The sequence below is a fragment of the Curtobacterium sp. APC 4022 genome, from assembly GCF_030407555.1.
GTDB lineage: Bacteria > Actinomycetota > Actinomycetes > Actinomycetales > Microbacteriaceae > Curtobacterium.
Genome location: NZ_JASDDD010000004.1, coordinates 62,074 through 87,330 on the forward strand (window position 1 = coordinate 62,074; position 25,257 = coordinate 87,330).

Genomic DNA, 25,257 nt, shown 5'->3' on the forward strand with positions numbered 1-25,257 from the left:
GTCAGTCGGCGGGGCGGTGCAGGGTCGACGCGGCGTCGTGCAGCGGCTCGGTCTCCCAGGCGGCCGAAGCGGTGCCCGACGCCAGGTCCCACCGGACGTGCAGCAGGTGCGGGGTCTCCACGAACCGGACGTCGATGGACAGCTCGTCGCCGTCCCGGGCTCCGCTGGTCGCGGTCGCGCCGTCGATCGCCCATGAGCCGTCGCCGACCGGTGCGACGACCTCGCCCCAGGGGTCGCGGAGGGTGAGCACCCACCCGCGGTCGGTGTCAGGGGACAGGTGCAGGGCCTCCAGTCCGGCGCCCAGGCGCGCGGACGGTGACCCGGCGACCGAGGCGGATCCGTCCGGCAGGTCGCCGAGCGGTCCGCCGACCACCGGCGGCAGCGCGAGGCCCGCGAGCCGTACGCGGAGGTCCTCGTCGCCCTCGGCGGTCCCCGGCCGGTCGATCGCCGGCAGCAGGTTCGCCCACACCGCGTCGAGGACGGCCTGCATGTCGAGGCTCTGCCCGGTCATCGCGACGACCACGTCCTGCTCCGGCAGCACGATGCAGAACTGCCCGTAGGCACCGTCGCCGCGGAACCCGTGCCGGGCCATCCAGAACTGGAACCCGTAGCCGACCGACCAGTCCGGGTTCGCCTCGTCCGGGTTCTCGACGCGGGTGCTGGTGGCCGCGGCGACCCAGTCCTCGTCGAGCAGCCGCTCGCCGTCCCACACGCCACCCTGCAGGTAGAGCTGGCCGAGGGCAGCGACGGCGTCGGTCGTCGTGTAGCCGCCGCTGTAGCCGAGTTCGGCGCCGGAGTCGTCCCGGCACCAGGCGAAGTCGTCGATGCCGAGCGGTTCGAACAGCCGGGGCCGCAGGTACTCGAGCAGCGAGGTCCCGCTGACCCGCCGCACGATCTCGCCGAGCGTGTACGTGCACGGCTGGTTGTAGGCGAAGACGGTGCCCGGCTCCTCGTCCACCGGCAGCAGCAGGAAGCCCCGGACGGTGTTCGTCGGGTCGAGCTGCCGGGCGCGCTCGATGGTCTCGGCCCGGTGCCCGCTCGCCATCGCCAGCAGGTGGCGGACGCGCATCCGGCGGGTGCGCTCGTCGGTGACTTCGGCGTCGAGCTCCGGGAAGTGGCTGATCACGGTGGCGTCCAGGTCGACGAGCCCGGCACGGACGGCGATCCCGACGGCCGCCGCGGTGAAGCTCTTGCTCAGCGAGTAGAGCAGGTGCACCCTGTCGGCGGCGAACGGGGCCCACCAGCCCTCGGCGGCGACCTCGCCGTGCCGGAGGACCATGATGCTGTGCGGCTCCACGCCGGGCGCGCCCTCGAGCGCGGTGACCAGCCGGTCGACGCCCGCCGCGTCGATGCCGAGGGCGGACGGGGAACTGCGTCGGAACGTCGTCGTCACGCCTCCGACCCTAACCCGACCCCCGGTCATGCGAGCGGGACTTCCGTCCGGCGCGCCCGACACGCGGTCGGGAGGCCCGGATCGCGCCCGTCGTCAGGTACAGTTGTCGACGTTGGTCACCCCGGTGAGCAGCATGCGGATGTGGCGCAGTGGTAGCGCATCACCTTGCCAAGGTGAGGGTCGCGAGTTCGAATCTCGTCATCCGCTCGGACAGTCCCTCCAGAGGACATCAAGACACCAGGAACCCCCGGCCATCGGTCGGGGGTTCCGTCGTTCACGGGCGCCCTGCCGGGGGATCGCGGACCGGGGACGTCGTCACGCCGGGGGTGCCGGCTGGGCGCAGGGTTCGGGTCCCCGCGCCCACGCCGGCGCAGAGGCCTCGTCGCCTCCGGAGGACGGGCGGATGGGTGGTCCGCCGCAGGTCCCGGGCATGTCTTCGGAGCGGTCACCCCCCGAGGTGGGGTCATCGGTCCGACATGCGGTTTCCCGCAATCTCCCCGCATCAGTCGAGCGCGGTGTTGACAGGGAGCCCGGTCGTCCGGTCGCCACCGATGGACATTGCATCCGAAATACCGTCAGATTGCAGTGGCACAGTCCTGCTCGGCCCATCCGCCCCGAACGCAGGAGCAACACCACCCCATGCAGAAGAAGTGCACCCTCATCACCGCCGCCGCCGGCCTCGTGCTGGCGCTCGGCGCCCCCGTCGTCGGCTCGCTCCCGGCGATGGCAGCGACCGCCCCGACCTCGTCCGTCTCGGCCGCCGCGACCACGCCGGAGCTGGGCTCCGGCGGCCACGTGTTCGCCCACGGCATCGTCACCCTGACCTCCGCCGTGTACGACCAGGGGCGGATCTCCGTCGAAGGCGTGATCACCGAGCGCGTCCGCGATGTCCAGATCAACGCCGGCCATGGCTACCAGGCCGGCAAGGTCGGCGCCGGTGGGCGGTTCTCGGCGAGCGTCGCGTCCGATTCCCCGACCTTCGAGCTGCGGTTCGGAACGAAGTACAACGCGTACAACTTCGCCACGGTCGAGTCCGTGCTCTGGTCCGCCGTCGCGCCGGGCACGCCGCCCGAGACGCCGGGGCCGCGCCCCACCCTCACCCCGCTGCCCGTGCCGGCGGACCCGAACCCCGCGCCGGAACCCCAGCCGCAGCCCGAGCAGGACGCGAAGCAGCCGGGCATGCCGAACGTCCTCGCCGTGAGCGGGACCGACGGTGGGTGGACGAACGACTTCGAGACCGGTGCGGTCGAGTCGCTCTTCACCGCGTACGACCACGCCCGCCGCGAGGCCACGGTCACCCGTCCGACCGACGGCACGCTCCACGTCCAGCAGTCCTCTGACGGTGTGACCTTCACCGATCGCGCGACCTACACGGCAGGTGGCGGCATCGGGAAGTTCACCGACATCGACGTGACCCTCCCCGAGGGCTCCGACTGGCTCGAGTACAAGATGTGGGTCGAGGACTCGTCCGGCCGGAAGTCGGAGGCGCAGAAGTTCTTCGTCCAGGAGTTCCCGGCGCGCAACTGAACCACAGCACGATGAGCAGGCGGTCCCACGCGGGGCCGCCTGCTCTCGTCATGTCGGGTGCTCAGGCGCCGCCGAAGCGCTCCGCCCGGACCTCGGTGACGTCGTGCCCGAGCTCGCCGAGCCAGCGCAGCACCTGTTCCACGAACGGCGTCGATCCGCAGACGTAGACCAGGGCCCCGGCCTCGGGCGGCAGGACCGACGCGGCGAGCCGGTCGCGCGTCAGACGTCCGGCGGGCGTCTCGGCCCCGGGCGGGCTCTGGCGGCTGTACACGACCTCGAGCGTGAACGGCGCGCGGTCCGCCAGGGCGAGCGCCGCGTCGAGTTCAGCGCGGAAGAAGACGTCTTCGGGCGTCCGGACGGCGTAGAGCATCCGGAACGGCGACGGGTCGGCTGCCTCGGCGTGCGCGGTGACCATCGGCAGCAGCGGCACGACGCCCGACCCACCGGCGATCAGCTGCACGGGCCTGGGGTGCGCCGCCGACACGTCCGGGCGCCAGACGAACCAGCCGCCGAGCGGACCGTGCACCTCGAGCGAGTCACCGACCTCGACGGCGTCGACCAGGAACGGGGAGACCTCGCCGTCCTCGACCCGGTCCACCGCGAGGGTGATCCGGGTGCCGTCCCCGGCGGAGGCGATCGAGTACGACCGGGTGGCCTGGTAGCCGTCCTCGGCCGTCAGGCGCAGGTCCAGGTGCTGCCCGGGGTCGTTGCCCGGCCAGGTCGGCACGTCGAGGACCAGTCGGCCGGCGTTCGGCGTCTCGGGGGCGACCGCCACGACCGTGGCGTCGTGCCACGCGGGACGGCGGAGCGGCCGGACCGGCGCAGTGGGCAGGCTCACCAGTACCGCTCTTCCTTCCACGGGTCGCCGTGCATGTTGTAGCCCGCGTTCTCCCAGAACCCGGGCTCGTCCTCGGCGTGCATCACGATGCCGCGCACCCACTTCGCGCTCTTCCAGAAGTACAGGTGCGGGACGAGCAGTCGTGCGGGGCCGCCGTGCTCCGGGGTCAGGGGCTCACCGTCCGCCTCGAACGCGATCCAGGCCTGCCCCTCGAGCAGCTCGTCGAGCGGGACGTTCGTGGTGTAGCCACCGAAGCTGTGCACCATGCAGAAGTCGAGCGCGGTCTCGACCTCGGCGAACAGCTTGTCGAGCGGGACACCGCGCCAGCCCATGCCGAGCTTCGTCCAGTGCGTGACGCAGTGGATGTCGACCGTGACGTCCTCGAGCCCGAGCGCCCGGACCTCGTCCCACGTCCACGAGTGCAGACCGGACTCGGTGCGGATCGAGAAGCTCCACTCGGACGGCTCGATCTCCGGCGTCGCGCCGGCGGACAGGACCGGCCAGTCGTGCACCAGGGTCTGCCCGGGCGGGACCTTGCTGTCGTCGACGTCACGGCGGCGTCCGCCGAACCCGCGGGTGAAGCTGGCCATCGTGTCCTCGTCCCTGTCGTCGCTGGCGCCGAGACCGCCGCCCTCTCGATCCTGCCACGGCAGCGGCCGCGACCGCCGCCAGGACCGACGCGACCGACCCGACTGCCGCGACCGACGCGACGGCCGTCCGACTCAGCCGGCCGGGGTGACCAGGCCGGACTCGTACGCCAACACCACGGCGTGCACACGGTCCCGCAGCTGCAGCTTCGCCAGCACCCGGCCGACGTGGGTCTTGACGGTCTGCTCGGCGATGAACAGCTCGCGGCCGATCTCGCCGTTGGAGCGTCCCCGCGCCATGAGCATGAAGACGTCCCGCTCCCGGTCGGTCAGGACGGTGAGCACGTCCGCGGCCGGCGCGGCGGGTCGGGGCGCGGCGATGAACGCCTCGACCAGGTGGCGGGTGACCCGGGGCGCGAGCAGGGCGTCCCCGGCGGCGATGGTCCGCACGGCGGCGATCAGGTCCTCGGCCCCGGCGTCCTTGAGCAGGAAGCCGCTGGCCCCGGCCCGCAGCGCGTCGAACACGTAGTCGTCGATGTCGAACGTCGTCAGCATGAGGACACGGACCGGCCGTGTACTCGGCGCCGCGGTGAGACGTCGGGTCGCCTCGATGCCGTCGAGCACCGGCATCCGGACGTCCATCAGCACGACGTCGGGTTCCAGGTCGATGCCGAGCGCGACGGCCTCGGCACCGTCGCCGGCCTCCGCCACGACCTCGAGGTCGGGTTGCGAGCCGAGGATCGCGACGAGTCCCATCCGGAACACCGCCTGGTCGTCGACGACGAGCACTCGGGTCATCGGGGGTCTCCGTCCGGGTGGTGGGGCAGGGTCGCGGCGACGCGGAAGCCGCCGTCCGTGGTGCGTCCCGTGTCGAGCGAGCCGTCGAGCGCGGCGACGCGGGAGCGCATGCCGGCGAGGCCGTACCCGCCGTCGTCGGCCGGCGGTGGGGGAGCGAGGGGCGCCGCGGCGTTCGTCACGGTCACCTCGACGGCGGCGTCCGACACCCGGACGGCCACCGTGGTGTCGGCTCCGGGGGCGTGACGGACGACGTTGCCGAGCGCCTCCTGGACGATGCGGTACACGGTGAGCTGCGTGACCCGGCCGACCGTGTCCTCGACTGCGGAGTCCGCTGCGCCGAGGACGTCCAGCGTGACCGTGAGCCCCGCCGCCCGCGTCGACGCGACGAGCGCCGGCAGGTCCGACAGCCCGGGCTGCGGGGCACGCTCGGCGTCCTCCTCACCGCGGAGGGTGCCGAGCAGCTGCCGCATCTCCCGCAGAGCGGTGCGGGAGGTCTCGGCGATCGTCCGGAACTCCGCCCGTGCCGCCGGGGGCAGGTCCGCCACCCGGTAGGGCGCGGACTCGGCCTGCATGTGCACGACCGACATGCTGTGCGCGACGACGTCGTGCAGCTCCCGGGCGATCCGGGCACGCTCCTCGACCGCACGGCGGGCACCGGCCTGCTGCTCGGCGTCCTGGCGCGCGGCGACGAGCTCGGCGCCGACGCTCCGGCGCTGCCCGAGCAGGACCGCGGCGGCCCCGATGAGCAGCCCGCTGCCGGACGAGACGACGAGCGTGCTCACCCAGACCTCCGGTTCGGCCCAGCGGGCGGGGGTCGCGGCGACGAGCACCAGGGTCAGGACGGTCGACACACCCCAGGCGACGGCGGTGGTCCGCCACCCGGTCCGGAGCCCGAGGACGACGAGCAACACGGCCAGGCCGATCATCGCGGTGACGGGCAGCGGCCACGGTCCGACCCGGCCGGGGGCGGTCAGGACGCCGAGTCCGGCGAGGGCGAGCAGGTGGACGGCCGTCGCCGAGCGCGGCCGAGCTGGTGCGACCAGGAGCGTCGCGCCCAGCACGGCGGTCACCAGGAGCGCCAGCGGGACGGGGACGCCGTGCACGACGGCCGCGACCGGCGCACCGACCGCCAGCAGGGTGACGGCGGCGACGACGAGGGAACCGCGGGTGAGGACGACCGACCGGGAGGCCCGCAGCCGCGTCCCGGGGATCCGGAACGTCCTGGGGACGGCCCGTGCCGAGGTCCGTGCCGGGGTGTGGGCCGGAGTCTGGTCCGGGACGCTCCTGCTGGTGCGGTCGGTCACGGTCGGGCGGTCTCTCCGGTGGTGAGGGGGCAGGTGGCGGTGCGCGGGGTCGTCGTGGCCCGAGCGGTGCGGACCGGACGGTCCGTCGCGGGGGTGGGGCGTGCCTCCCGGTCGGCGGCGGCAGCGGCACGTGCGTCGCGTCTGCGCTGGATCCTACCGAGCACCCGGTCCACCACCAGGCCGAGGCCGCCGGCGACGACCATCGAGACCGCGGCCGCGACGAGCGGCTCGTGCAGGAACGACGAGGTGGCGAGCGCGATGCCGATCGAGGTGGCACTCCAGGCGACGCCCGCTACCGCACTGATGCCGAGAAACCGTCGGTAGGGCAGCCCCGTGGCGCCGGCGGTCATGTTCACCGCGACGCGTCCGACCGGGATGTACCGCCCGATCAGGATGAGACTGGCGGACCGGCGCTGCATCTGCCGCTCGGCGAACGCGAACGCCGCCGCGATCCGGGGCCGTCGGGCGTTCCGGAGCCGCTTGAGTCCGACGCGTCGGCCGATCGCGTAGGCGATCGAGTCGCCGGCGATCGCTCCGAGGGCAGCGGCACCGAGCACCACGGCCAGGACCGGTTGTCCGGAGGTCGCGGCCACCGCGGCGACGGCGACGAGGGCCGTCTCGCTCGGCACCGGCGGGAAGAACCCGTCGACCAGGCAGAGGACGAACAGGACGAGGTAGACGAGCGGCGATGACGCCAGGTCGACGACGAAGGGGGTGATCTGGTCGAACACGGGTGTCGCTCCTCCCGCCGGCGGACCTCGCCGACGGGTACGACGCTACGGAGCGACGGGCGTCCTGCCATCCCGCTGCGGTCGCGTCCGACCCCCTACCGCGGTATGACCCGGTGCGGTCGGTACTACCGGTACTACCGGTGCTCGTGCTCGTGCTCGTGCTGGTGCGCGTCGTGTGTCTCGTGCGTCTCGTGCGCGAAGACGACGTCCGGAGCGTCGACCGAGCGGTCCGTCACGGTCGTCGGTGCCTCGAGGTGCACGGCTCCCGAGGGGACGATGCCGACGCCGCCGAACCGCTCCATCACGAGCCACTGCGCGACGACGTCCTCGCCCGCGTGCCCGGTCGGCAGCGACTCCCAGAAGTGGAAGCCACCGACGGCCTCGAGTGCGGCGCGGTCGTACATCGCGCAGGCCCCGACCCAGGCCACCCGGTAGGGCAACCAGCCGCCCGGTTCGACGTCGAGTCCGGCGGCGACGTGCACCAGGTTCGCGGCGTTGTGCAGCGACCAGCGGTCGAAGCCCGGCGTGCCCCGACGGACCACCTCGGGGACGACCGGGCCGTCCCAGAGCGTGAACGGCTCGGTCTCGTGCGGGCGGCGGTCCTGCAGGTAGGACAGCCCCTGGACGGCGCTGCCGACGAAGCCGGTGTCGAGCGAGCGCAGGGCGTCGAGCATGCGCTGCACGGAGCCGGGCTCCAGCCACACGTCGTCGTCGAGGAACAGCACGGCGTCGGCGTGGGCGTGGTCGAGCAGGAACTGCCGGTGCTCGGCGAGGCCGCGCCGTTCCGGGTGGGTGAGCAGCGTGACGGGGCGGCCCTGGGCCTCCAGGACGCGCACCATCGCGGCGACCGCCGGACGCTCGGCGACGTCACCGGTCTCGGACTGGTCGCTGAGGACCAGGCGGAAGGCGACCTCGGTCTGGGCGGCGAGCCCGGCGAGGGTCGCGGCGAGCTCGGCGGTCCGACCGACGGTCGGGACGAGGACGTCGACGTCGACGGGGGCGCTCTCGGTCGGTGTCACCTCGGCCGGACGACCCCACTCGCCGGACCACCGCGCGCCCCGTGTCACGCGTCCCCTGGCCCGGCCGGAGCGGGGTCGGCAGCCGGGGCGACCGGAGCGGTCCCGTTGCCGGCCGCCGTCTCGCGGATCCGTCGGACCACCGCGCTCGTGGAGTGCTCGGCCACGTAGTCGACCATCACGACCTCGCCGCCGTGCGCGCGGACCACCTCGGTCTCGCTGAGCATCTCGGGGGAGTAGTCCCCGCCCTTGACGTAGACGTCGGGGCGGATGCGTTCGATGAGCGGGATGGGGGTGTCGGTCGCGAACACCGTCACCAGGTCGACGCAGGCCAGGGCGGCGAGCACGCCGGCGCGGTCCTCGGCGGTGTTGATCGGCCGCTCGGGTCCCTTGAGACGGCGGACCGAGTCGTCGTCGTTCAGCGCGACGACGAGCAGGTCGCCGAGCTCGCTGGCCTGCCGCAGGTAGGTCGTGTGTCCGCGGTGGACGACGTCGAAGCAGCCGTTCGTGAAGACGATGCGACGACCGGCACGACGGGCCTCGTCGACCGCGTCGGCGAGCTGGTCGTGGTCGACGACGGTCTCGGCGGGGGCGGACACCGACGCCACGAGGGCGTCGGCGGTGCACACGGAGGTGCCGGCCTCACGCACGACGACGTCGGCGGCGGCCTGCGCGAACGAGACGGCGTCGCGCACCGGGGTCGCCACGGCGAGGGCGACCGAGGCGGCGGCGCAGAAGGTGTCGCCGGCGCCGGAGGCCTGCTGCTCGGACGCCGGGGTGGCACGGGTGCGGTGCACGTCGGTGGTCGGGACCGCGCCGTCCTCGAGCAGGACGGTGCCGTTCCGGTCGAGCGTGACGACGGCGTTCCGGGCGCCGGTGACCGCGAGGACCTCGTCGCGGGCGGCCACCACGGTGCCGGCACGCTCGGCGCCCTGCCCGAGGTCGCGGCCGAGCAACGCGGCGGCCTCGCCCGCGTTCGGGGTGACGAGGTCGGGGTGCAGGGCGCTCCAGCGGGTGAGGTCGTGCGCATCGACGACGACGGTGGTGGGGCGGTCCTGTTCGAGCACCGGCACGATCGCGGTCGCGTCGACCCCGAGGTCGTAATCGCAGACCACGACGGCGTCGGCCCGCACGCCCGTCGGGGCCGAGGACCCGGCCGTGCTCGGCGCGTGGCCCTGCGAGGGCGCGTGGCCCTGTACGGCAGCGGCGGTCGCCTCGGCGAGCAGCGCGGTGTCCGCGGCACTCGGCGGGCCGGCCAGGTCGTCGACCCGGACCACCACGCGGTCCCCGCCCACGATCCGGTCCTTGCTCGTCGTCGTCGCTCCCGGCACGGCCACGAGCCAGCGGGTGTCGACCCCGGCGGCCTCCAGGCGGTCGCGGAGCACCCGGCCGGTCTCGTCGTCGCCGATCAGCGCGACCATCCGGACGTGGGCACCCAGGGCCCGGGCGTTCACGGCGGTGTTGGCCGCGCCTCCCGGGACGGCGATCGTCTCGGTGACCCGGACGACGGGCGCGGGGGCTTCACGGGAGACCCGTTCGGCCGCGCCGACCGTCCAGCGGTCGAGGATGACGTCGCCGACCACGACGACGACCGGCTCGACGGCGGCGACGGCGTCGACGACCCGGCGGACCATCCGGACGTCGGCGGTCATCGGACGTCCTCGGCGGTCGCGGTGTCGGTGTCGTGGCTGCCGGCGGTGGCCGGGTCGACGGCGCTGCTGCCCGCGGCGGTGGCCGTGGCGCGGCGCGGGGCGGCCTCGAGGTGCACGACGGTGGTCGTCGTCATCTCGTCGAGCAGGTGCGGGCCGTAGCCGAAGCCGGAGCCCGACGCGCCGCGCGGCTCCGCGCTGCCGCCGGGCGCGCCGCCGAACACGGCGTTGATCTTCACGGTGCCGACCGGCAGCTCGGCGGCGGCCTGCAGTGCGGTCGCGGTGTCGCCGGTCAGGACGGTCGCGGCCAGGCCGTACCGGTCCTCCGCGGCGAGACGCAGGCCCTCGGCCATGTCCTCGACGATGCGGATCGGGGCGACCGGACCGAAGGTCTCCTCGGTGAGGACGAGCATGTCGTCCGTGCAGCCGGTGAGGACGGTGGCGGGGTAGAAGGTGCCGGCGCCTGCGGGCACGGCGCCGCCGGTCAGCACCTGGGCGCCCGCGGCCACGGCCTGGTCGACGTGCTGCTGCACCGTGGCACGGAGCCGCTCGTCCACCAGGGGACCGAAGTCGGCCGCGGCAGAGGCCGTCTTGCGCTCGGCGGCCCGCACCAGGGCGGCGGTGAACTCCTCGGCGATGGCGCTGTGCACGTAGACGCGCTCGACGCTCGTGCAGATCTGGCCGGTGTTCGCGAACGCCCCGAGGGCGACCTGGTCGGCGGCCCACACCGGGTCGACGTCGGCGTCCACGACGGCTGCGTCGTTGCCGCCGTTCTCGCGGATGACGTGCGCACGGGTGCGCAGTGCTGCCTCGGTGAGACGGTCACCCGTCGCGGTCGAGCCGACGTGCGCGTAGACCGCGATGCCGTCCTCGGCCAGGAGCTGTTCGCCCGTCGTGGCGTCGCCGTCGACCCCGACGAGCACGCCCTCGGGCAGTTCGGCCGCGAGCAGACGGTTCAGCAGGGCGATCGTGCCCGGGCTCCGCTCGCTGCCCTTGTGGACGACGGTGTTGCCGGCCGCGATCGCCGCGCCGAGGATCCCGCACGCCACGGCCACCGGGTCGTTCCACGGGGTCAGGGCGAGGACGACGCCCCGGGGGTGCGGGACCGCGAAGTCGGCGGCGCCGTGGTTGCCGCGCAGCGCCTCACCGCGGTGCAGCGGGCCGAACTCGGCGTACTGGATGAGCGTGTTGATGCCCGCGTCGACCCCACCGAGGGCGTCACCCGGCACCTTGCCCGTCTCGCGGGTGTTCATCGCCGCGAGCTCGTCCGCGTGGTCGCGCAGCCGTTCGGCCGCGGCGCGGAGGAGCGCCCCACGCTCGCCGGGAGCCGTCCGCGCCCAGCCGGTCGCCGCTGCCCGGGCCCGCGCGACGGCGTCACGCACCTCGTCCGCCGTGCTGCGACGGGTCTCCGAGGCCACCTCGCCGGTCACGGGGTCGAGCACCGTGATCGTGTCCGCGGACGAGTCGTCCGACGACGGAGCGGTGGTGGTGGGGGCATCGAGCGTCATGTGCGTCCTTCTCGTCGTGGTCCGGTCGCGTGCACCGGGGCTCCCCACGCTGCACTGCTGCTGCTGTGCACGCCCACGGGGTCCGTCGTGGTGTCCACGGGGCGCAGCAGTACCGGTCGATCGGCACCCGCACGGCTGCCCGTCGGTAGGAACGAAGGGACGTGCGACGAACTCCCGGGGCGCGTCGGACACCGAGGAGGACGACAGGCGTGGTGCAGATCGGACGTGGCGGCGAACGGTTCGAGGGGGTCCGTGAGATCGCGGTCCTCCGGGGTGGGGGACTCGGAGACCTGATGTTCGCGATGCCGGCGATCGAGGCCCTGGCGGCCGCGTACCCGGAGGCCCGGATCACCCTGCTCGGGACGCCGATGGCCCGCGTGCTGCTGGCCGGCCGCACCGACGCCGTGCACGCCGTCGAGGAGCTCCCCGTGTCGCCCGGGGTCCGCGACGGTGGCGAGGGCGCCCCCGACCTGGACGACTTCTTCGCCCGCCTGCACGGCCGGTTCGACCTGGCGGTGCAACTGCACGGCGGCGGTCGGAACTCGAACCCGTTCCTGCTCCGGCTCGGCGCGGCGCACTCGATCGGTACCGCCACCGAGGACGCCGTCCCCACCGAGCGCTGGGTCCGCTACGTCTACTACCAGCACGAGGTGCTCCGGGCGCTCGAGGTCGTCGGGCTCGCCGGCGCGGAACCGGTCACGCTCGACCCCCGCCTCACGGTCACCGACGACGAGCAGGCTGCGGTCCGACAGCGGCTCGGCGTCACCGGGCGTCTCGTCGCGATGCACCCCGGCGCCACCGACTCCCGCCGCCGCTGGAGCCCGGATCGGTTCGCCGCGGTCGCGGTCGCCCGGCTCGAGGCGGGCGACGACGTCGTGCTGGTCGGCGACGACTCGGACCGGCCGGCTGCGACCGCGATCCGGGCGTCCGTCACCGAGGCCGTCGGCCCCGACGCCGCCCGGCGGCTGCACGACCTCACCGGCACCCTGCCGCTGGTGGAGTTGCCCGCCGTGCTCGGTGCCGCCGACGTGATGGTCGGCGACGACTCCGGCCCGCGGCACCTCGCCGTCGCCGTCGGCACCCCCACCGTCGGCGTGTTCTGGTTCGGCAACGTCATCAACGCCGGCCCCCTCGACCGCGGACGGCACCGCGTCCTCATGAGCTTCGTCACGCGCTGCCCGGTGTGCGGGGTCGACGTCACCCAGGTGGGCTGGACCGCGGAACGCTGCGAGCACGACCCGTCCTTCGTCGACGAGATCACCCCGGACCGGGTCCTGGCGGACGTCGAGGACCTGCTCGCGACCAACTGACGGCGGTGCGCCGGTCCGTCGGCGCGGGCGCGGGCCTCCCGGGGTGGCACGACGTGCCGTGCGCGCATCGCCGAGGTCGCAGGACCGGCTGCCGGGCAGCCCACCAGGCGGCACTTCGTGCGACCTCGCGGCGGGTCGGTGGGCCGGCGCCGGTCCGGCGGGCCGCAGACGGACGGGAGGCCCGGTACCAGCTGGTACCGGGCCTCCCGTCCGTCAGGTGCGCGCGTCGGGCGCGGGCGCGGTCAGGGCCAGCTGGGCTCCGTCGCCGGCATGATCGACAGCTCGCGGATCTCGCACCCGGCCGGCTGCGAGAGGGCGAAGATGATCGAGTTCGCGACGTACTCCGGCTCGATGAGCTGCGCGTCCGGACCCGGCTTGTACTGCTCGGTACGGTCGGCGAAGAAGTTCGTCCGCATGCCCGCGGGGATCACGTTGGTGACACCGACACGGCCGGCGGTCTCGGCGGCGAGGGCCTGCGAGAACCCGCGGACGCCGAACTTCGACGCCGAGTACGCGGTGCCGTGGCCGACGCCGCGCAGGGCGAGGGACGACGAGATCGTGACGACGCGGCCGTGCGTGGCCTCGAGCGCGGGGAGCGCGGCGCGGACGGTCGACGCGGTGCCGATGAGGTTGACGCCGACGATCTTCTCCCAGTTGCCGGACGAGATGGCGTCGATCGGGGCGGGGGTGTCGATGCCCGCGGCGGTGACGACGGCGTCCAGGCCACCGTGGCGCTCGACGGCCGCGGCGACGGCACGTTCGACGGCGTCGGTGTCCGAGACGTCGACGGCGACCGCGTCGACGCCTTCGGGGACGGCGTCGATGCGCAGGTCGAGGACGATCGGGGTGCCGCCGGCCTCGGTGACGGCGGCCACGACGGCTGCGCCGAGTCCGGAGGCGCCGCCGGTGACGAGGACGCGGCCGATGGGGGTGGTGGGGACGGGCATGGATGTCCTTTGCGATCTGGTGCTGTGGTGAGGAGGGAAGACGGGGTGCGGCTCAGCCGACGCGTTCGATGGCGGCGGCGAGCCGGGTGGTGGAGCGGCCCGGGTGGAACGGCACGGTGATGACGCGACCACCCCACTCGGCGAGGGTCACGGACTCGGGCAGCTCGTCGGCGGTGTAGTCGCCGCCCTTCGCCCAGACGTCCGGACGGAAGCGGCGGAGCGCCTCGTCGGGGGTGGACTCGTCGAACACCACCACCGCGTCGACGCAGTCCAGGGCGAGCAGGAGCTCGACACGGTCGTCCTGGCCCATGATCGGCCGGTCGGGACCCTTGAGCCCGCGGACGGACTCGTCCGAGTTCAGGCAGACGACCAGGCAGTCGCCGAGGGCCCGCGCTGCCGACAGTGTGCGGGCGTGGCCGGCGTGCAGCAGGTCGAAGCAGCCGCCGGTGGCGACGACCACGCCGCCGGCGGCGCGGACCTCGTGCACGACGCGCAGCGCATCGCGGTCGGCGCCGGGCACGGCGATCGGTGCGGGCGGGGCTCCCTCGACGAGCGAGGCGACGCCGCCGGCGGCGAGGTACGCGGACGCGGCCTCGACCCCGGCGGTGACGGCGTCGGCGATCTCCGCACCGGATGCCAGCGCGACGGCGACGCCCGCGGCGAGCCGGTCGCCGGCGCCGCAGGGGTCACCGGCGGTGACGGACGGGGCAGGGACGAAGCGGGAGTCGGCTCCACGAGGGGTGTGGCTGCCGACCAGGGCGCCGCGATCGCCCATCGTCACGGCGACGGCCTGGACGTCCCAGCGGGCGACGAGGTCCGCGGCGGCGTCGGTGGCGAAGGCGACCCCGCTGCCGGCGATGCCGGTGAAGCGGTGCGCCTCGCTGGCGTTCGGCGTGGCGACGGTGGTGCCGGCGACCGGCGTGGCGCCCTTCGGGTGCGGGTCCCAGACGACCGGGGTGTGCGCGACGACGGCGTGCAGCGCGGCGCGCATCTCGGCGGCTTCGGTGAGCCCGCGGCCGTAGTCGGCGACGATCACCGCGTCGGCGCCGTCCACGGCGTCGCGCATCGCGGACGTCACGGCGGGGACCGGCGGGGTGTCGCAGCCCTCGTCGATCCGGACCAGGGCGTGCTCACCGACGCGGACCCGGGTCTTCACCGGGGTCGGTGCGCCGGAGGGCCCGTCGACGATCCGGACGCCGGGCAGCAGCGACCGGAGCTGGCCGGCCGGCGCGTCGTCGCCGAGGACGGTGACGAGCGTGACGTCGTGGCCGTCCTTCGCGAGCATCGTCGCGACGAGGCCGGCACCACCGGCACGCCGCTGGTCCGAGCGGACGTCGACGACGGGCACCGGGGCGTCCGGGCTGAGCCGGTCGCTGGTGCCGCTGACGTCGACGTCGAGCAGGGTGTCGCCGACGACGACGATGCGGAGCTGGCGGTCGGTCATCGGGTGCCTCCACGGCGGAGGGCGGGCTCCATGGCCCGGCAGAGGGCGTGCACGAGGACGAGTTGGGCCTCCTGCACGTTGGCGGACGGCCCGTCGATGGCGATGACGTCGTCCACGACGCTCGCGAGCGGGTTCGGCAGCGCACCGGTCATCGCGATCGACCGGGCTCCGGCGTCACGGGCGGCGGCTGCGGCGGCGAGCAGGTTCGCGCTCCTGCCGCTGGTGCTGAGCAGGACGACGACGTCACCGGCGCGGGCGTGGGCACGGACCTGGCGGGCGAAGACCTCCTCGAAGCCGTAGTCGTTGCCGATCGCGGTGACGGCGGAGGACTCGGCGTGCAGCGAGATCGCCGAGTACGCCGGCCGGTCCCCGTCGAAGCGGCCGGTCAGCTCCGAGGTCAGGTGCTGCGCCTCGGCCGCGGAACCGCCGTTGCCTGCGGCCAGCAGGCGACGTCCGGCGACCAGGCGCCCCGCGATGTCGTCGGCCCAGGCGGCGATGTGGTCGCCGTGGTCGACGAGGGACGCGATCACCGGCACGGACGCGGCGATGTGGTCGAGCACCGTGCGGGTGCTGGTCGGGGTCTCGGTCGTGCCGATCCCGGTCTGCTCGATGGTCATCGGGCGTTCCTCTCGGTGATGGGGAGCGCGGCGTCGGCCAGCTGCTCCTCGGCGGGGCGGACGGAGTCCGGGATGCGGGTGGTGGCGACGTCGGTGCCGCTGGCCGGGCGGACCGGACGGCCCCGGCCGCCGGCGACCAGCCGGTCGTAGACGCGTTCGGTGTCGGTGGCGACCTTCTGCCAGGTGTAGCGGGACTCGGCACGGCGGCGACCGGCGCGACCGTAGGCGGCACGGCGCTCGGGGTCGTCGAGCAGCCCGCCGAGCGCGGTGGCCAGGCCGTCCTCGTCGCGCGGTTCGACGTGCAGCCCGGTGGCGTCCTCGACGACCGTGTCGATGAGTCCGCCGACGCGGGAGGCGACCACGGGGACACCGCAGGCCATCGCCTCGAGCGGGACGATGCCGAACGGCTCGTACCAGGGCGCGCACACGACGACGTCGGCACTCCGGTACACCGCGCCCATGGCCTCCTGGGCGAGTTGCCCGCGGAACGAGACGTGGTCGCGGATGCCGAGGTCGCGGGCCAGCGCGTCCAGGCGCTGGTACTCCGGGTCGTCCGGCAGGTCGGCGCCCGCGGTGCCGGCACCGCCGACGATGACGAGTTCGACGTCGCGACCGGCCGCGACGAGCTGGGCGACGGCGGCGATGGTCGTGCCGACGCCCTTCCGCTGCACCAGGCGCGAGGCGGTGAGCACCCGGAAGGTCCGCCCGCGTTCCTCGACGGGGCCGTCCGGTCGGAACAGCTCGACGTCGACGCCGCAGGGGACGACGGAGATGGAGCGGAGGGGGACGCCGAGGCTCTTCAGCTCGAACGCCTCGTCGGAGCAGGTGGCGACGACCTGGTCGGCACTCCGGCCGACGGCGGGCTCCAGCCACTCGCGCTCGGCGGGGCTGGTGTCGGCCGTGCCCTGGTGGCGACGCTTCACGACACCGAGCGCGTGGAAGGTCTGCACGACGGGGATGCGGGTGCCACCGGTCCGCGCCTGGACCTGGTTCACGGCGTCGACGGTCGCGTGGCCGGACATCCAGAAGTGCCCGTGCACGACGTCGGGTCGGTCGACGAACCACTCCGACGCCAGCACCTGCGCGAACGTGCCCATGTAGGGGAGCAGGTCGTCCTTCGGGACGTGCCGCGCGGGACCGGCGTCGACGTGGACGACGTCGACACCCGGCCGCAGCGGCACGCGGACCGGCAGCGAGGCGTCGTCACGACGCGTGTAGACGGTGACGGCGTGGCCGCGGTCGGCCAGGGCGGCGGACAGCGCGGCCACGTGGACGTTCTGGCCACCGGCGTCGACGCCGCCGAGGGTCGCGAGCGGACTCGCGTGTTCCGAGACCATGGCGATCTCCATCAGTTGCTCCTTCCCTGCGGTGCCGCAGCACCCGCACCGGCGGTCGCCGTGCCGGTCCGCGACCGGTGGCGCGACCGCACGTCGTCCAGCAGCTCGTCCCAGTCGGCGAGGAACCGGGGCAGCGCGTGCCGCGCGAGCACGGCCTCCCGGGCGACGAGGCCGCGTCGGCGTGCTTCGTCCGGGTCGTCCAGCAGCGTCCGGGAGGCCCGCACCAGCTCCTCGACGTCGGTCCCGATCGCGCCGGCCTCCGCGGGCACGGTCCGGGCGGCGTCGGTGGTCGCGAGGACCAGCACCGGCATCGCCATGTGCATCGACTCGATGAGCGAGAGGCCGAGCGAGGTCCACCGGTTGGCGTGCACGTAGGCCCTGCGCTGCGCGAGGGCCGCGTGCATCGGGTCGGGCTTGACGTCACCCAGGCCGACGAGCAGGTCGCCGTGGCCGAGTCCGTCGAGCTTCTCCGTGCCCATCCCGAAGACGTCGACCGGGGCGACGGCACCGAAACGGGGGAGCAGGTCGGTCCCGACGACGCGGTTCCGTCGGACGGGTTCGTTGATGACGGCGCCGAACCGCTCGAGCTCGCCGGTGTAGAGCGGGCCGGGGTCGACGACGCCGTGCTCGACGACGGTCGTCCGGGTGGAGCCGCAGTCCCACATCAGGGCGTTCCAGTGCGTGACGTGCGCGATGGTCACGTCGTCGCGGTCCCGGAAGGGGTGCAGGCTGTCCGGCACGTCGATGCGCGGGGCGTTGTGCTCGACGAAGACGACGGGCACGTCACGACCGCCGAGCAGTTCGCGGGCGACCTCGAGTTCCTCGGGCCGCTGCAGGACGACCAGGTCCACCTCGGCGTCGGCGACGTCCTCGGGTGCGATCTCGACGGCGTTCGTACCCCAGTTCCGGCCACCACGACCGAGGCCCCAGCCGTCACGGGCGGGGGTCGTGGGGATGAGGTACTCGTGCGGGCCGCGGACGAATGCGTCCATCCAGCCGCCGTGCACGTGCCACACGAGGATCCGCATGCACTGCCTTTCGGTCGCTGTCGATCAGGAGGAGGAGAAGGAGAAGGAGAAGCAGTGCCGCACGCTACGCACGGGCTTCTGGCGCTCCTCGCAGGGAGTCGTCGTTCGTCCGCAGAGCGCATCCGACGAGCCGTTCGTGTGCCGCGAGGACCTCGTCGACGCTCACGCCGGACAGGCACGGGTGGCCCGGGACGGGGCACTCGCGGGCGCGGGAGAGCCGGCAGGGGGCGTCCTGGTCGCCGAGCAGTTCGACGTGCTCGGCGTACGGCGCCCACTTCACGGCGGGCACCACAGGGGAGAACAGCGAGACGATCCGGGCACCGACGGCCGCGGCCAGGTGGGCGGGACCGGTGTTGCCGACGACGACGACCTCCGCGCCGGCCAGGACCTCCGCCAGCACGGCGGGGCTGGTCCGACCACCCAGGTCGATGCCGGTGGTGCCGGCGACCTCGGCGGTGAGGCCCCGCTCGCCGGGCGACCCGGTGACGACCACGGGGATGCCGAGCCGGTCGTACGCGGCCACGAGGGCACGGTGGGCGGCGGGCGGCCAGGAGCGGGCCTCCACGCTGGCGCCCGGGTGCACGACCACGTACCGGTCGAGCGCGGCGACCTCGGCGGGGAGCACCGCGGAGTCGTCCGACCGGACACGGAGCCGGCCGTCGTCGCCGTCCGGCAGCGCGAAGCCCGCGGCGTCGGCGATGCGGAGGGCCCGTTCGGGTTCCGGGACATCCTCGGGCAGGTCCTCGCCGGGCCGCAGCCGCACGTCGAGCAGGGACCCGGGGTGGTCGACCGAGGCGCCGGAGACCCGGGGGACCCCGGCGAGCCGCAGCAGCATCGCGAGGGGCAGTGGCGACTGGTGGAAGGACGTCAGCACGACGGCTTCGTCGGGACGCTCCTCGGCGACCAGTGCGCGGAACTCGGCGAGCACGGCGTCGTCGAGCGGGCGGACGGTCTCCGTCACCCAGGGCGCCGCCCAGACGCGGAGCGAGTCGACGCCGGGCAGGAGCGCCCCGGCCGGCGCACCCTGTGGGCCGCAGAGCAGCGTGACGTGGTCGGCGCCGGCGGCCACGGCGCGGACGGCGGGACCGGCGACCAGGACGTCCCCGAACGAGTCGAGTCGGGCGACCAGCACCCGGCGCCCGGCAGGTCCGCCCGCGGCCCCCTGGTCGCTCATGCCGACGCCCCGGCAGCGCGGGCGACGACGAGCGCCACGGCTTCCCTGATCGAACCGGCGACGGTGGCGGCGGCCTCGATCTCGGCCGGCATCGTCCGCGCGGTCGGCACGAGGATCCCCTGCGCTCCCGCGGCGACCGCGGCACCGACGTCGGCGCCGATGTCGCCGATGACGACCAGGTCCGCGGCGTCCAGCCCGAGCCGGTCGGCGGCACGCAGCACCATGCCGGGTCGGGGCTTCCGGCAGGCGCAGTCGTCGCCGCGGTCGTGCGGGCAGACCTCCCACACGTCGAACGGGCCGACGAGCCCGTCGACGCGGGCGTTCGTCGCGTCGACCTGGCCGCGGGTCGCCAGGCCCTTGGCGATCGCGGACTGGTTCGTGACGACGCCGACGGCGAGACCCGCCGCGCGGGCCGCGGCGACCGCGTCGGCGGCACCGGGTACCGGCACCACCCGGTCGGGGTCGGCGTTGTAGGGGACGTCGACGACCAGGGTGTCGTCACGGTCGAAGAGGACGCCGCGGAGCGGACGGTCGGAGAGGGCCACACCTCTCTCTACCGGCCGGGCAGCGTCCCCGACCAGTCCGCACCCGCCCCGTGGCGCGCCGTGGACAAGCCGGTGCCGCCCGGCGGACGTCTCGGGGCCGGGCCGGTAGCGTCGGGCCACGTGACCGCCGTACCCACCCTGCCCCCGTCCGACGGCCGACCCGAGCTCGTCGTGCTCCGGGCGATCAAGCTCGGCGACCTGCTCGTCGCCGTCCCCGCGCTGCACGCCCTCCGCCGGGCGTTCCCCGGGCACCGCATCACGCTCGCGACGACCGCCTGGCTCGCCCCGGTCGTCGAGCTCGTCACCGACGTCGACGTGCACCTGGCCCAGCACGGCCTGGACCACCCGATCCAGGTGCCGACCGGCGTCGTCGACGTCGCCGTCAACCTGCACGGCGCCGGCCCCGAGTCGGGCGACCTCATCGACGCGCTGCAGGCCCGCCGGGTGATCGGTCACGGCGCACCCGACGGCCCGGAGTGGCAGCACGACGTGCACGAGCGGGTCCGCTGGGCCGGCCTGATGACCGCGCACGGCATGCCCGCCGATCCGGACGACGTGTCGATCGCGGTCCCCGCCCTGCCCGCCGTCGTCGAGGGCGCGGCGGTCGTGCACGTCGGTGCCTTCCACGGTGCCCGGCACTGGCCGGTCGACCGTTTCGCCGACGTGGTGCGCGGTCTCGTCGCACGCGGTCACCGCGTGGTCCTGACGGGAGGCGCGGACGACGTCGAGCGCGCGCTGGCCGTCGCCGAGCTGGCCGGCCTGGACGACTCGGCGGTCCTCGCCGGACGCCTGGACCTGCAGCCGTTCGCCGCCGTCGTGGCGGCTGCGAGCCTCCTTGTGACCGTCGACACGGGAGCCGCGCACCTGGCCTCCGCCTACGGCATCCCCTCGGTCGTCCTCTTCGGCCCGGCACCGCCCGAGGCCTGGGGTCCGCCCGCGTCCGGCCCGCACGTGGTGCTGACCGACGCCTCGGTCCGCCGCGGCGACGTGTTCGCCGAGGACCCGGACCCGGCGATCCTCGCGGTGAGCGCCGACGACGTCCTCGCCGCGGTGGACGGACTCGGCGCCACGCCGGCCGTCCCCGCGCACGACGGCGACCGGTAGCGCGGCGCACAGCGCGAGTCGGTAGCGTCGATCCGACGGCACGGACAGTCCGGTCGTCGGAGGGAGTCGCCGTGTTCGAAGCAGCCAACATCCGGGACTGGATCGGCCTGCCGGTCGTCGACGGCAACGAGGACAAGATCGGCAACCTCGAGAGCATCTACTACGACACCGCGACGCAGCAGCCGGCGTTCGGCTCCGTGACCACCGGTGTCGTCGGCAAGAAGCTCGTGTTCGTGCCGCTCGTCGGCGCGACCGTCGCCCCGAAGCACCTGCTCGTGGCGTTCGACAAGAAGACCGTGAAGGACGCGCCGTCCATCGCGACCGACGGCGAGCTCGACGCCGCCACCGAGCCGGAGCTGTTCCAGCACTACGGCCTCGACTACCAGGCCGGTTCGGGCGGCGAGCGCCGTCTCGGTCGTCGCTGACACCTGACGACCACGCCGGCGTCGTCGCAGGACGGGTCGAGCGGGACCGGCTAGCCTGGTCCGCCCGACCCGACCCGAGCCTCCCGGAGCCCACCCTGCGCCGTCCGCCCTCCGCCCGCCAGCGAGCCACCCGCCTGCTGGGCGCGTTCGTCGCGTCCGCCGTGCTCGTCGGCACCGCCCTGGTCGGTGGGCCGTCCGGCGGGCCGCTCGCCCCGCCGTCGGCGGTCGCCGCCCCGCAGTGGCCGGTGCCCCAGCCGTTCCCGGTGACGGACGACCCGCCCGAGACGCTGACGGACCTGCCGCCCGGCAGCGAGTACGTCGCGATGGGCGACTCGTACTCCGCCGGGTACGGCCTGGCGAACCCGACGGGTCTGCCGGTCGCCGCGTGTGCACAGTCGGGGCGGGACTACCCGCACCGGATCGCCGCGCGCTTCGGGTTGGCGCTGACGGACGTCACGTGCGCCGGCGCGACCAGCGAGGACGTCCGCGACCGCACGCAGTGGCGCGGGGCTCCGCCGCAGGTCGAGGCGCTCTCCGAGTCCACCCGGCTCGTCACCCTGACGATCGGGGGCAACGACGCCGACCTGTTCGGCACCGCGGCGTCGTGCATGGCGCTGTCGGCGTCCGGCCCGGTGTTCTCGGGCAAGAACGCGCCGTCGTGCCGGAGCACGCTCGACGTCGACGGGGTCGACACGCTGGGCGCGAAGATCGAGAGCCGCGTCGCCCTGGGCATCGCGGCGACGCTGGCCGACATCCGGCGTGCCGCCCCGAACGCGACCGTGCTGCTGCTCGGCTACCCGGCGATCTTCCCGGACGCGGAGCACACGCCCGAGCGGGGCTGTTTCCGGCCGGCCGTCGACCTCGGCACCCTCGCCGGGCGGTTCCCGACGGACACGTACCCGTTCACCGACACCGACGTCCGGTGGCTGCACGGCATCCAGGAGCAGCTCGACGAGGTCGGGCAGGACGCCGCCCGGGCCGCCGGCGTCCGCTTCGTCGACGTCTTCGCGGCGACGCAGGCGCACTCGGCGTGTGCCCGGTCCGGCGCCTACGTCTCCGGGGTGTCCCTCGACTCGTTCGGCGGGTTCAGCAGCATCGACCTCGAGCCCGGCGCGCTGCACCCGAACCCGGCCGGTGTCCGGTACCTGACGCGGCAGCTCGACGCGGAGCTCCGCGACCTGCTCGGCTGACCGTCCGCAGGCGAGCAGCCGCTCACCCGCGCAGGATCGCGGCCAACCGGTCCATCAGCGACGGCACGGTCGACAGGACCGCGATGTGCCCGTCGTGCGGTCGCTCCTCGTACGTCGCGTGCGGCACCGCCTCGGCCAAGGCCCGACCGTGCGCCACCGGCACGACCCGGTCGCGCGTGCCGTGCACCACGACGGTCGGGACCGTCACGGCTGACAGCGGGAAGCCCCAGTCCGTCACGAACGCCACGTCGTCGTCCGCACCGCCCTGGAGGCCCGACCCACCCGCCGCCGTCGCGTCCCGTCCCAGGGCGGCCCAGTCGCCGTCGAGGGCGGCCCAGTCGGTGTCGACGAACTGGGACGGGTCGAAGTCGGCGGTCGCTGCCCAGGTGAGGCGTGCCTCCCGTCCGGCGATCGCGGCGCGGAGCCCGCCGTCGTCGGCCATCCCGTCCCACCAGGCCGGCGTGTCGACGAAGGGGGCGGGGGAGGCGACGGTCGCGACCGCGGCGACCCGGTCGGGCAGCAGCGCCGCGGCGGCGAGGGCGTGCGGGCCGCCGCCGGAGCCGCCGAACACGGCGACGCGGGCGATGCCGAGGGCATCGAGTACCTGGGCGAGGTCCCGTGCACCGTCGGCGACCGAGCGCCCGGGCAGCGGGTCGGCGGCGCCGTAGCCGGGGCGGGTGAGTGCGAGCAGGCGCAGGCCGCGGTCGGCGGCCAGACTGCGGAGTGGCTCGAAGAGGACGCCGGTGTGCGGCGACTCGTGGTGCCAGACGAGGGTCGGCCGGTCGGCGTCGGCGGCGGCGGTGTCGTCGACCAGGACGGTGCGGCCGTCACGGAGCTCGATGGTCTGCATGCGCCGGAGGGTAGTCTCCGGCCGTGCCCCCACGCTCCGCCGGACTCCTGCTGCACCGTGGCACCGGACCGTCGCTCGAGGTCTTCATCGCCCACATGGGTGGTCCGTTCTGGCGTCGGCGACCGCGTGCGTGGTCGATCCCGAAGGGCGAGCTCGAGGCGGGCGAGGACACCCTGGCGACGGCGCTCCGCGAGTTCGGCGAGGAGATCGGCACCCCCGCACCCGCGGGCACGCCCGAACTACTCGGGGACTTCCGGCAGGCGTCCGGCAAGGTCGTGACCGTCTGGACCCTCGCCGCACCGGACTTCACCATCGAAGCCGTGCGGAGCAACACCGTGTCGCTGGAACTCCCGCGTGGATCCGGACGCTTCGTCGACGTGCCCGAGGTGGACGATGCCCGCTGGGTGGGGCTCGTCGAGGCCCGGGAGCTCGTCGTCGCGGGTCAGGTCGCCGCGCTGGACGCGTTGGCGGCCCGGGTCTGAGCGGTTCCGCTGCCCGGAGCTGCCGTCGGCGGCGGCTACCGTTCGCGGACGGTCCGCACGGAGCCCGTCGCGGTCCGGATCGACCCGGTGGCTGCCCGGTGCACCGTGGCGACGGACCCGGTGATGGTCTGGATCGCCCGGCTGACGGTCGGGATCGAGCTCGTGACGACGGCGAGCGAGGAGGTGAACACCTCGATCGACGACGTGCTGAGGTGCGGCTGCGCGGTGGCGTGCACCGGGAACCCACGCTTCGCGAAGGCGACGACGGAGAGCCCCGCGACCAGGACGAGTGCGCCGGCGAACGGCAGCGTCTGCAGCCCCGACAACCCGAGCACCTGCCCGCCGATCGCCGCACCGCCCGCGATGCCGATGTTCGACGCCCCGTTCACCAGGGCGCCCGCGATCTCCGGGCTGACGCCACCGGTGCGGATCGCCGCGGCCATGAACAGCGTGCCGGTGGTGCCGTTCGCCGCCATCCAGATGCCCGCGACGACCATCGTGCCGACGAGGGACCCGTGCGCGAACGGCATCAGGGCGAACGCCACGGCCATGGCGGCGATGGCGGCCAGGAGCGTCTGACGGGGTGCCCGGTCGACGAACATCCCGGCCAGCCAGAGGCCGATCACGCCGGTCCCGCCCAGGACGAGCAGCGCACCGGACACCATGCCGGCGTCGAGCCCGGCGTCGATGACGTAGGGGCCGATGTACGTGTACACGATGTAGTGCCCGGCGAAGAGCAGCAGGTCGGCGACGACGACCGACAGCAGCCCGGTCCGGGCCCAGGCCTTCGGCGAGCCGATGTGCGGCGAGGCGGCTCCGCGCACGGCGGGCAGGCAGAGCGCGGCGACGACGGCGAGCAGTGCGGCGCAGGCCGCGACGCCGCCGACCGCCGGGCGCCAGCCGACGGACTGCCCGACACCGGTGGCGAGGGGGACGCCGATCACGAACCCGAGCGAGCTGCCGGAGTAGACGAACGCGATGGCGCGGCCGGCGAGCCGGGGCGGCACGATCCGGGTGGCGTAGGCCGAGGTGACCGAGAAGAACAGGGCGTGCGCGATGCCGCCGACCACCCGACCGGCGCAGACCACCGCGAACGACGGGGCCAGTGCGACGAGTGCGTTGGACACCGTGTAGCCGACGAGGGTGGCGACGAGGACGGTCTTCCGCGGCAGCTTCGCGGTGAGCGAGGTCAGCGGCAGTGCGAGCAGCGCGACGGCGGCGGCGTACACGGTGATGACGATGCCCATGGTCGACTCGGTGACGCCGAGGTCCTGGCTCATCGTGCCGAGCAGGCCGACCGGCATGAGCTCGGTCGTGATGGCGAAGAACGTCGCGAGGCCGAGGACGGCGATCCCGATCACCGACGACGTCGTGACGGTGATCGGCGTCGTGTGCGGGTGGACGGTTCGGTTGCTGGTGGTGGACACGGCGGCTGACCTCCTCGAGGACGTGC

24 protein-coding genes and 1 tRNA gene are annotated in these 25,257 nt (G+C 74.4%); 7 read left to right on the forward strand and 18 right to left on the reverse strand.

Annotated features, from left to right (window positions below):
• Nucleotide 1: 1 nt before the first annotated feature.
• Nucleotides 2-1,393: a serine hydrolase domain-containing protein gene (locus tag QL987_RS02060; protein WP_290156061.1), complete on the reverse strand. Its 1,392-nt coding sequence runs from the start codon at nucleotides 1,391-1,393 to the stop codon at nucleotides 2-4.
• A gap of 135 nt (nucleotides 1,394-1,528) precedes the next feature.
• Here QL987_RS02060 and QL987_RS02065 point away from each other — a divergent pair.
• Together QL987_RS02065 and QL987_RS02070 are read left to right on the forward strand one after the other, a co-directional pair.
• A tRNA-Gly gene (locus QL987_RS02065) sits at nucleotides 1,529-1,600 on the forward strand.
• Between the two features lie 432 nt (nucleotides 1,601-2,032).
• Nucleotides 2,033-2,920 carry a hypothetical protein gene (locus QL987_RS02070; protein WP_290156062.1) on the forward strand — a complete coding sequence of 296 codons (888 nt, stop codon included), beginning with the start codon at nucleotides 2,033-2,035 and terminating at the stop codon, nucleotides 2,918-2,920.
• Between the two features lie 61 nt (nucleotides 2,921-2,981).
• On the opposite strand, the gene QL987_RS02075 is transcribed toward QL987_RS02070, so the two are convergent.
• From QL987_RS02075 to QL987_RS02110, 8 genes are all read right to left on the reverse strand, one after another.
• A complete protein-coding gene (locus QL987_RS02075; RefSeq protein ID WP_111073414.1) occupies nucleotides 2,982-3,758 on the reverse strand; it encodes an FAD-binding oxidoreductase in 777 nt (258 codons plus the stop codon).
• Complete coding sequence (locus QL987_RS02080) at nucleotides 3,755-4,348, reverse strand: molybdopterin-dependent oxidoreductase (protein WP_290156063.1); 594 nt, start codon at nucleotides 4,346-4,348, stop codon at nucleotides 3,755-3,757. The genes QL987_RS02075 and QL987_RS02080 overlap by 4 nt, the downstream gene beginning before the upstream one ends.
• 132 nt (nucleotides 4,349-4,480) lie before the next feature.
• Complete coding sequence (locus QL987_RS02085; RefSeq protein ID WP_290156064.1) at nucleotides 4,481-5,143, reverse strand: response regulator transcription factor; 663 nt, start codon at nucleotides 5,141-5,143, stop codon at nucleotides 4,481-4,483.
• Nucleotides 5,140-6,447: a histidine kinase gene (locus tag QL987_RS02090; protein WP_290156065.1), complete on the reverse strand. Its 1,308-nt coding sequence runs from the start codon at nucleotides 6,445-6,447 to the stop codon at nucleotides 5,140-5,142. The genes QL987_RS02085 and QL987_RS02090 overlap by 4 nt, the downstream gene beginning before the upstream one ends.
• On the reverse strand, nucleotides 6,444-7,178 hold the full coding sequence (locus QL987_RS02095) for a VTT domain-containing protein (RefSeq protein ID WP_290156066.1): 735 nt from the start codon (nucleotides 7,176-7,178) through the stop codon (nucleotides 6,444-6,446). Before QL987_RS02095 ends, QL987_RS02090 begins: the two co-directional genes overlap by 4 nt.
• Before the next feature lie 134 nt (nucleotides 7,179-7,312).
• A complete protein-coding gene (locus tag QL987_RS02100; protein ID WP_290156067.1) occupies nucleotides 7,313-8,197 on the reverse strand; it encodes a glycosyltransferase in 885 nt (294 codons plus the stop codon).
• Nucleotides 8,198-8,241: 44 nt separating this feature from the next.
• On the reverse strand, nucleotides 8,242-9,846 hold the full coding sequence (gene rfaE2, locus QL987_RS02105; RefSeq protein ID WP_290156068.1) for a D-glycero-beta-D-manno-heptose 1-phosphate adenylyltransferase: 1,605 nt from the start codon (nucleotides 9,844-9,846) through the stop codon (nucleotides 8,242-8,244).
• On the reverse strand, nucleotides 9,843-11,351 hold the full coding sequence (locus QL987_RS02110; RefSeq protein ID WP_290156069.1) for an aldehyde dehydrogenase family protein: 1,509 nt from the start codon (nucleotides 11,349-11,351) through the stop codon (nucleotides 9,843-9,845). The genes rfaE2 and QL987_RS02110 overlap by 4 nt, the downstream gene beginning before the upstream one ends.
• A gap of 209 nt (nucleotides 11,352-11,560) precedes the next feature.
• Between QL987_RS02110 and QL987_RS02115 the strand changes: the two genes are divergently transcribed.
• Complete coding sequence (locus QL987_RS02115; protein ID WP_290156070.1) at nucleotides 11,561-12,661, forward strand: glycosyltransferase family 9 protein; 1,101 nt, start codon at nucleotides 11,561-11,563, stop codon at nucleotides 12,659-12,661.
• 242 nt (nucleotides 12,662-12,903) lie between these two features.
• On the opposite strand, the gene QL987_RS02120 is transcribed toward QL987_RS02115, so the two are convergent.
• From QL987_RS02120 to QL987_RS02150, 7 genes are all read right to left on the reverse strand, one after another.
• Nucleotides 12,904-13,608 (reverse strand): SDR family oxidoreductase, encoded by a 705-nt coding sequence (locus QL987_RS02120; RefSeq protein WP_290156071.1) that lies wholly within the window; start codon nucleotides 13,606-13,608, stop codon nucleotides 12,904-12,906.
• A 52-nt stretch (nucleotides 13,609-13,660) separates the two neighbouring features.
• Nucleotides 13,661-15,052 carry a PfkB family carbohydrate kinase gene (locus QL987_RS02125; protein WP_290156072.1) on the reverse strand — a complete coding sequence of 464 codons (1,392 nt, stop codon included), beginning with the start codon at nucleotides 15,050-15,052 and terminating at the stop codon, nucleotides 13,661-13,663.
• A complete protein-coding gene (locus QL987_RS02130) occupies nucleotides 15,049-15,669 on the reverse strand; it encodes an SIS domain-containing protein (RefSeq protein ID WP_111073425.1) in 621 nt (206 codons plus the stop codon). The genes QL987_RS02125 and QL987_RS02130 overlap by 4 nt, the downstream gene beginning before the upstream one ends.
• Nucleotides 15,666-17,018: a glycosyltransferase gene (locus tag QL987_RS02135; protein WP_290156073.1), complete on the reverse strand. Its 1,353-nt coding sequence runs from the start codon at nucleotides 17,016-17,018 to the stop codon at nucleotides 15,666-15,668. The genes QL987_RS02130 and QL987_RS02135 overlap by 4 nt, the downstream gene beginning before the upstream one ends.
• The gene (locus QL987_RS02140; protein ID WP_290156074.1) at nucleotides 17,018-18,034 is read right to left on the reverse strand and encodes a glycosyltransferase; all 1,017 of its coding nucleotides are present in this window, start codon (nucleotides 18,032-18,034) and stop codon (nucleotides 17,018-17,020) included. The genes QL987_RS02135 and QL987_RS02140 overlap by 1 nt, the downstream gene beginning before the upstream one ends.
• A gap of 64 nt (nucleotides 18,035-18,098) precedes the next feature.
• Complete coding sequence (locus QL987_RS02145; RefSeq protein ID WP_290156075.1) at nucleotides 18,099-19,208, reverse strand: glycosyltransferase family 9 protein; 1,110 nt, start codon at nucleotides 19,206-19,208, stop codon at nucleotides 18,099-18,101.
• Nucleotides 19,205-19,753 (reverse strand): HAD-IIIA family hydrolase, encoded by a 549-nt coding sequence (locus QL987_RS02150; protein ID WP_290156076.1) that lies wholly within the window; start codon nucleotides 19,751-19,753, stop codon nucleotides 19,205-19,207. The genes QL987_RS02145 and QL987_RS02150 overlap by 4 nt, the downstream gene beginning before the upstream one ends.
• 120 nt (nucleotides 19,754-19,873) lie before the next feature.
• Between QL987_RS02150 and QL987_RS02155 the strand changes: the two genes are divergently transcribed.
• The 3 genes from QL987_RS02155 to QL987_RS02165 all read left to right on the forward strand — a co-directional run bounded on the left by QL987_RS02155 (nucleotide 19,874) and on the right by QL987_RS02165 (nucleotide 22,472).
• Nucleotides 19,874-20,857 (forward strand): glycosyltransferase family 9 protein, encoded by a 984-nt coding sequence (locus QL987_RS02155; RefSeq protein WP_290156077.1) that lies wholly within the window; start codon nucleotides 19,874-19,876, stop codon nucleotides 20,855-20,857.
• 71 nt (nucleotides 20,858-20,928) lie between these two features.
• Complete coding sequence (locus tag QL987_RS02160; RefSeq protein WP_111073430.1) at nucleotides 20,929-21,282, forward strand: PRC-barrel domain-containing protein; 354 nt, start codon at nucleotides 20,929-20,931, stop codon at nucleotides 21,280-21,282.
• A 161-nt stretch (nucleotides 21,283-21,443) separates the two neighbouring features.
• Nucleotides 21,444-22,472, forward strand: a complete 1,029-nt coding sequence (locus QL987_RS02165; RefSeq protein WP_290156078.1) for an SGNH/GDSL hydrolase family protein — start codon at nucleotides 21,444-21,446, stop codon at nucleotides 22,470-22,472.
• A 22-nt stretch (nucleotides 22,473-22,494) separates the two neighbouring features.
• Here QL987_RS02165 and QL987_RS02170 read toward each other — a convergent pair whose 3' ends face one another.
• Complete coding sequence (locus QL987_RS02170) at nucleotides 22,495-23,322, reverse strand: alpha/beta hydrolase (RefSeq protein ID WP_290156079.1); 828 nt, start codon at nucleotides 23,320-23,322, stop codon at nucleotides 22,495-22,497.
• 23 nt (nucleotides 23,323-23,345) lie between these two features.
• Here QL987_RS02170 and QL987_RS02175 point away from each other — a divergent pair, with 23 nt between their 5' ends.
• A complete protein-coding gene (locus QL987_RS02175) occupies nucleotides 23,346-23,804 on the forward strand; it encodes an NUDIX domain-containing protein (protein WP_290156080.1) in 459 nt (152 codons plus the stop codon).
• A gap of 35 nt (nucleotides 23,805-23,839) precedes the next feature.
• Here QL987_RS02175 and QL987_RS02180 read toward each other — a convergent pair whose 3' ends face one another.
• Nucleotides 23,840-25,231 (reverse strand): MFS transporter, encoded by a 1,392-nt coding sequence (locus QL987_RS02180; protein WP_290156081.1) that lies wholly within the window; start codon nucleotides 25,229-25,231, stop codon nucleotides 23,840-23,842.
• Between the last annotated feature and the right edge of the window lie 26 nt (nucleotides 25,232-25,257).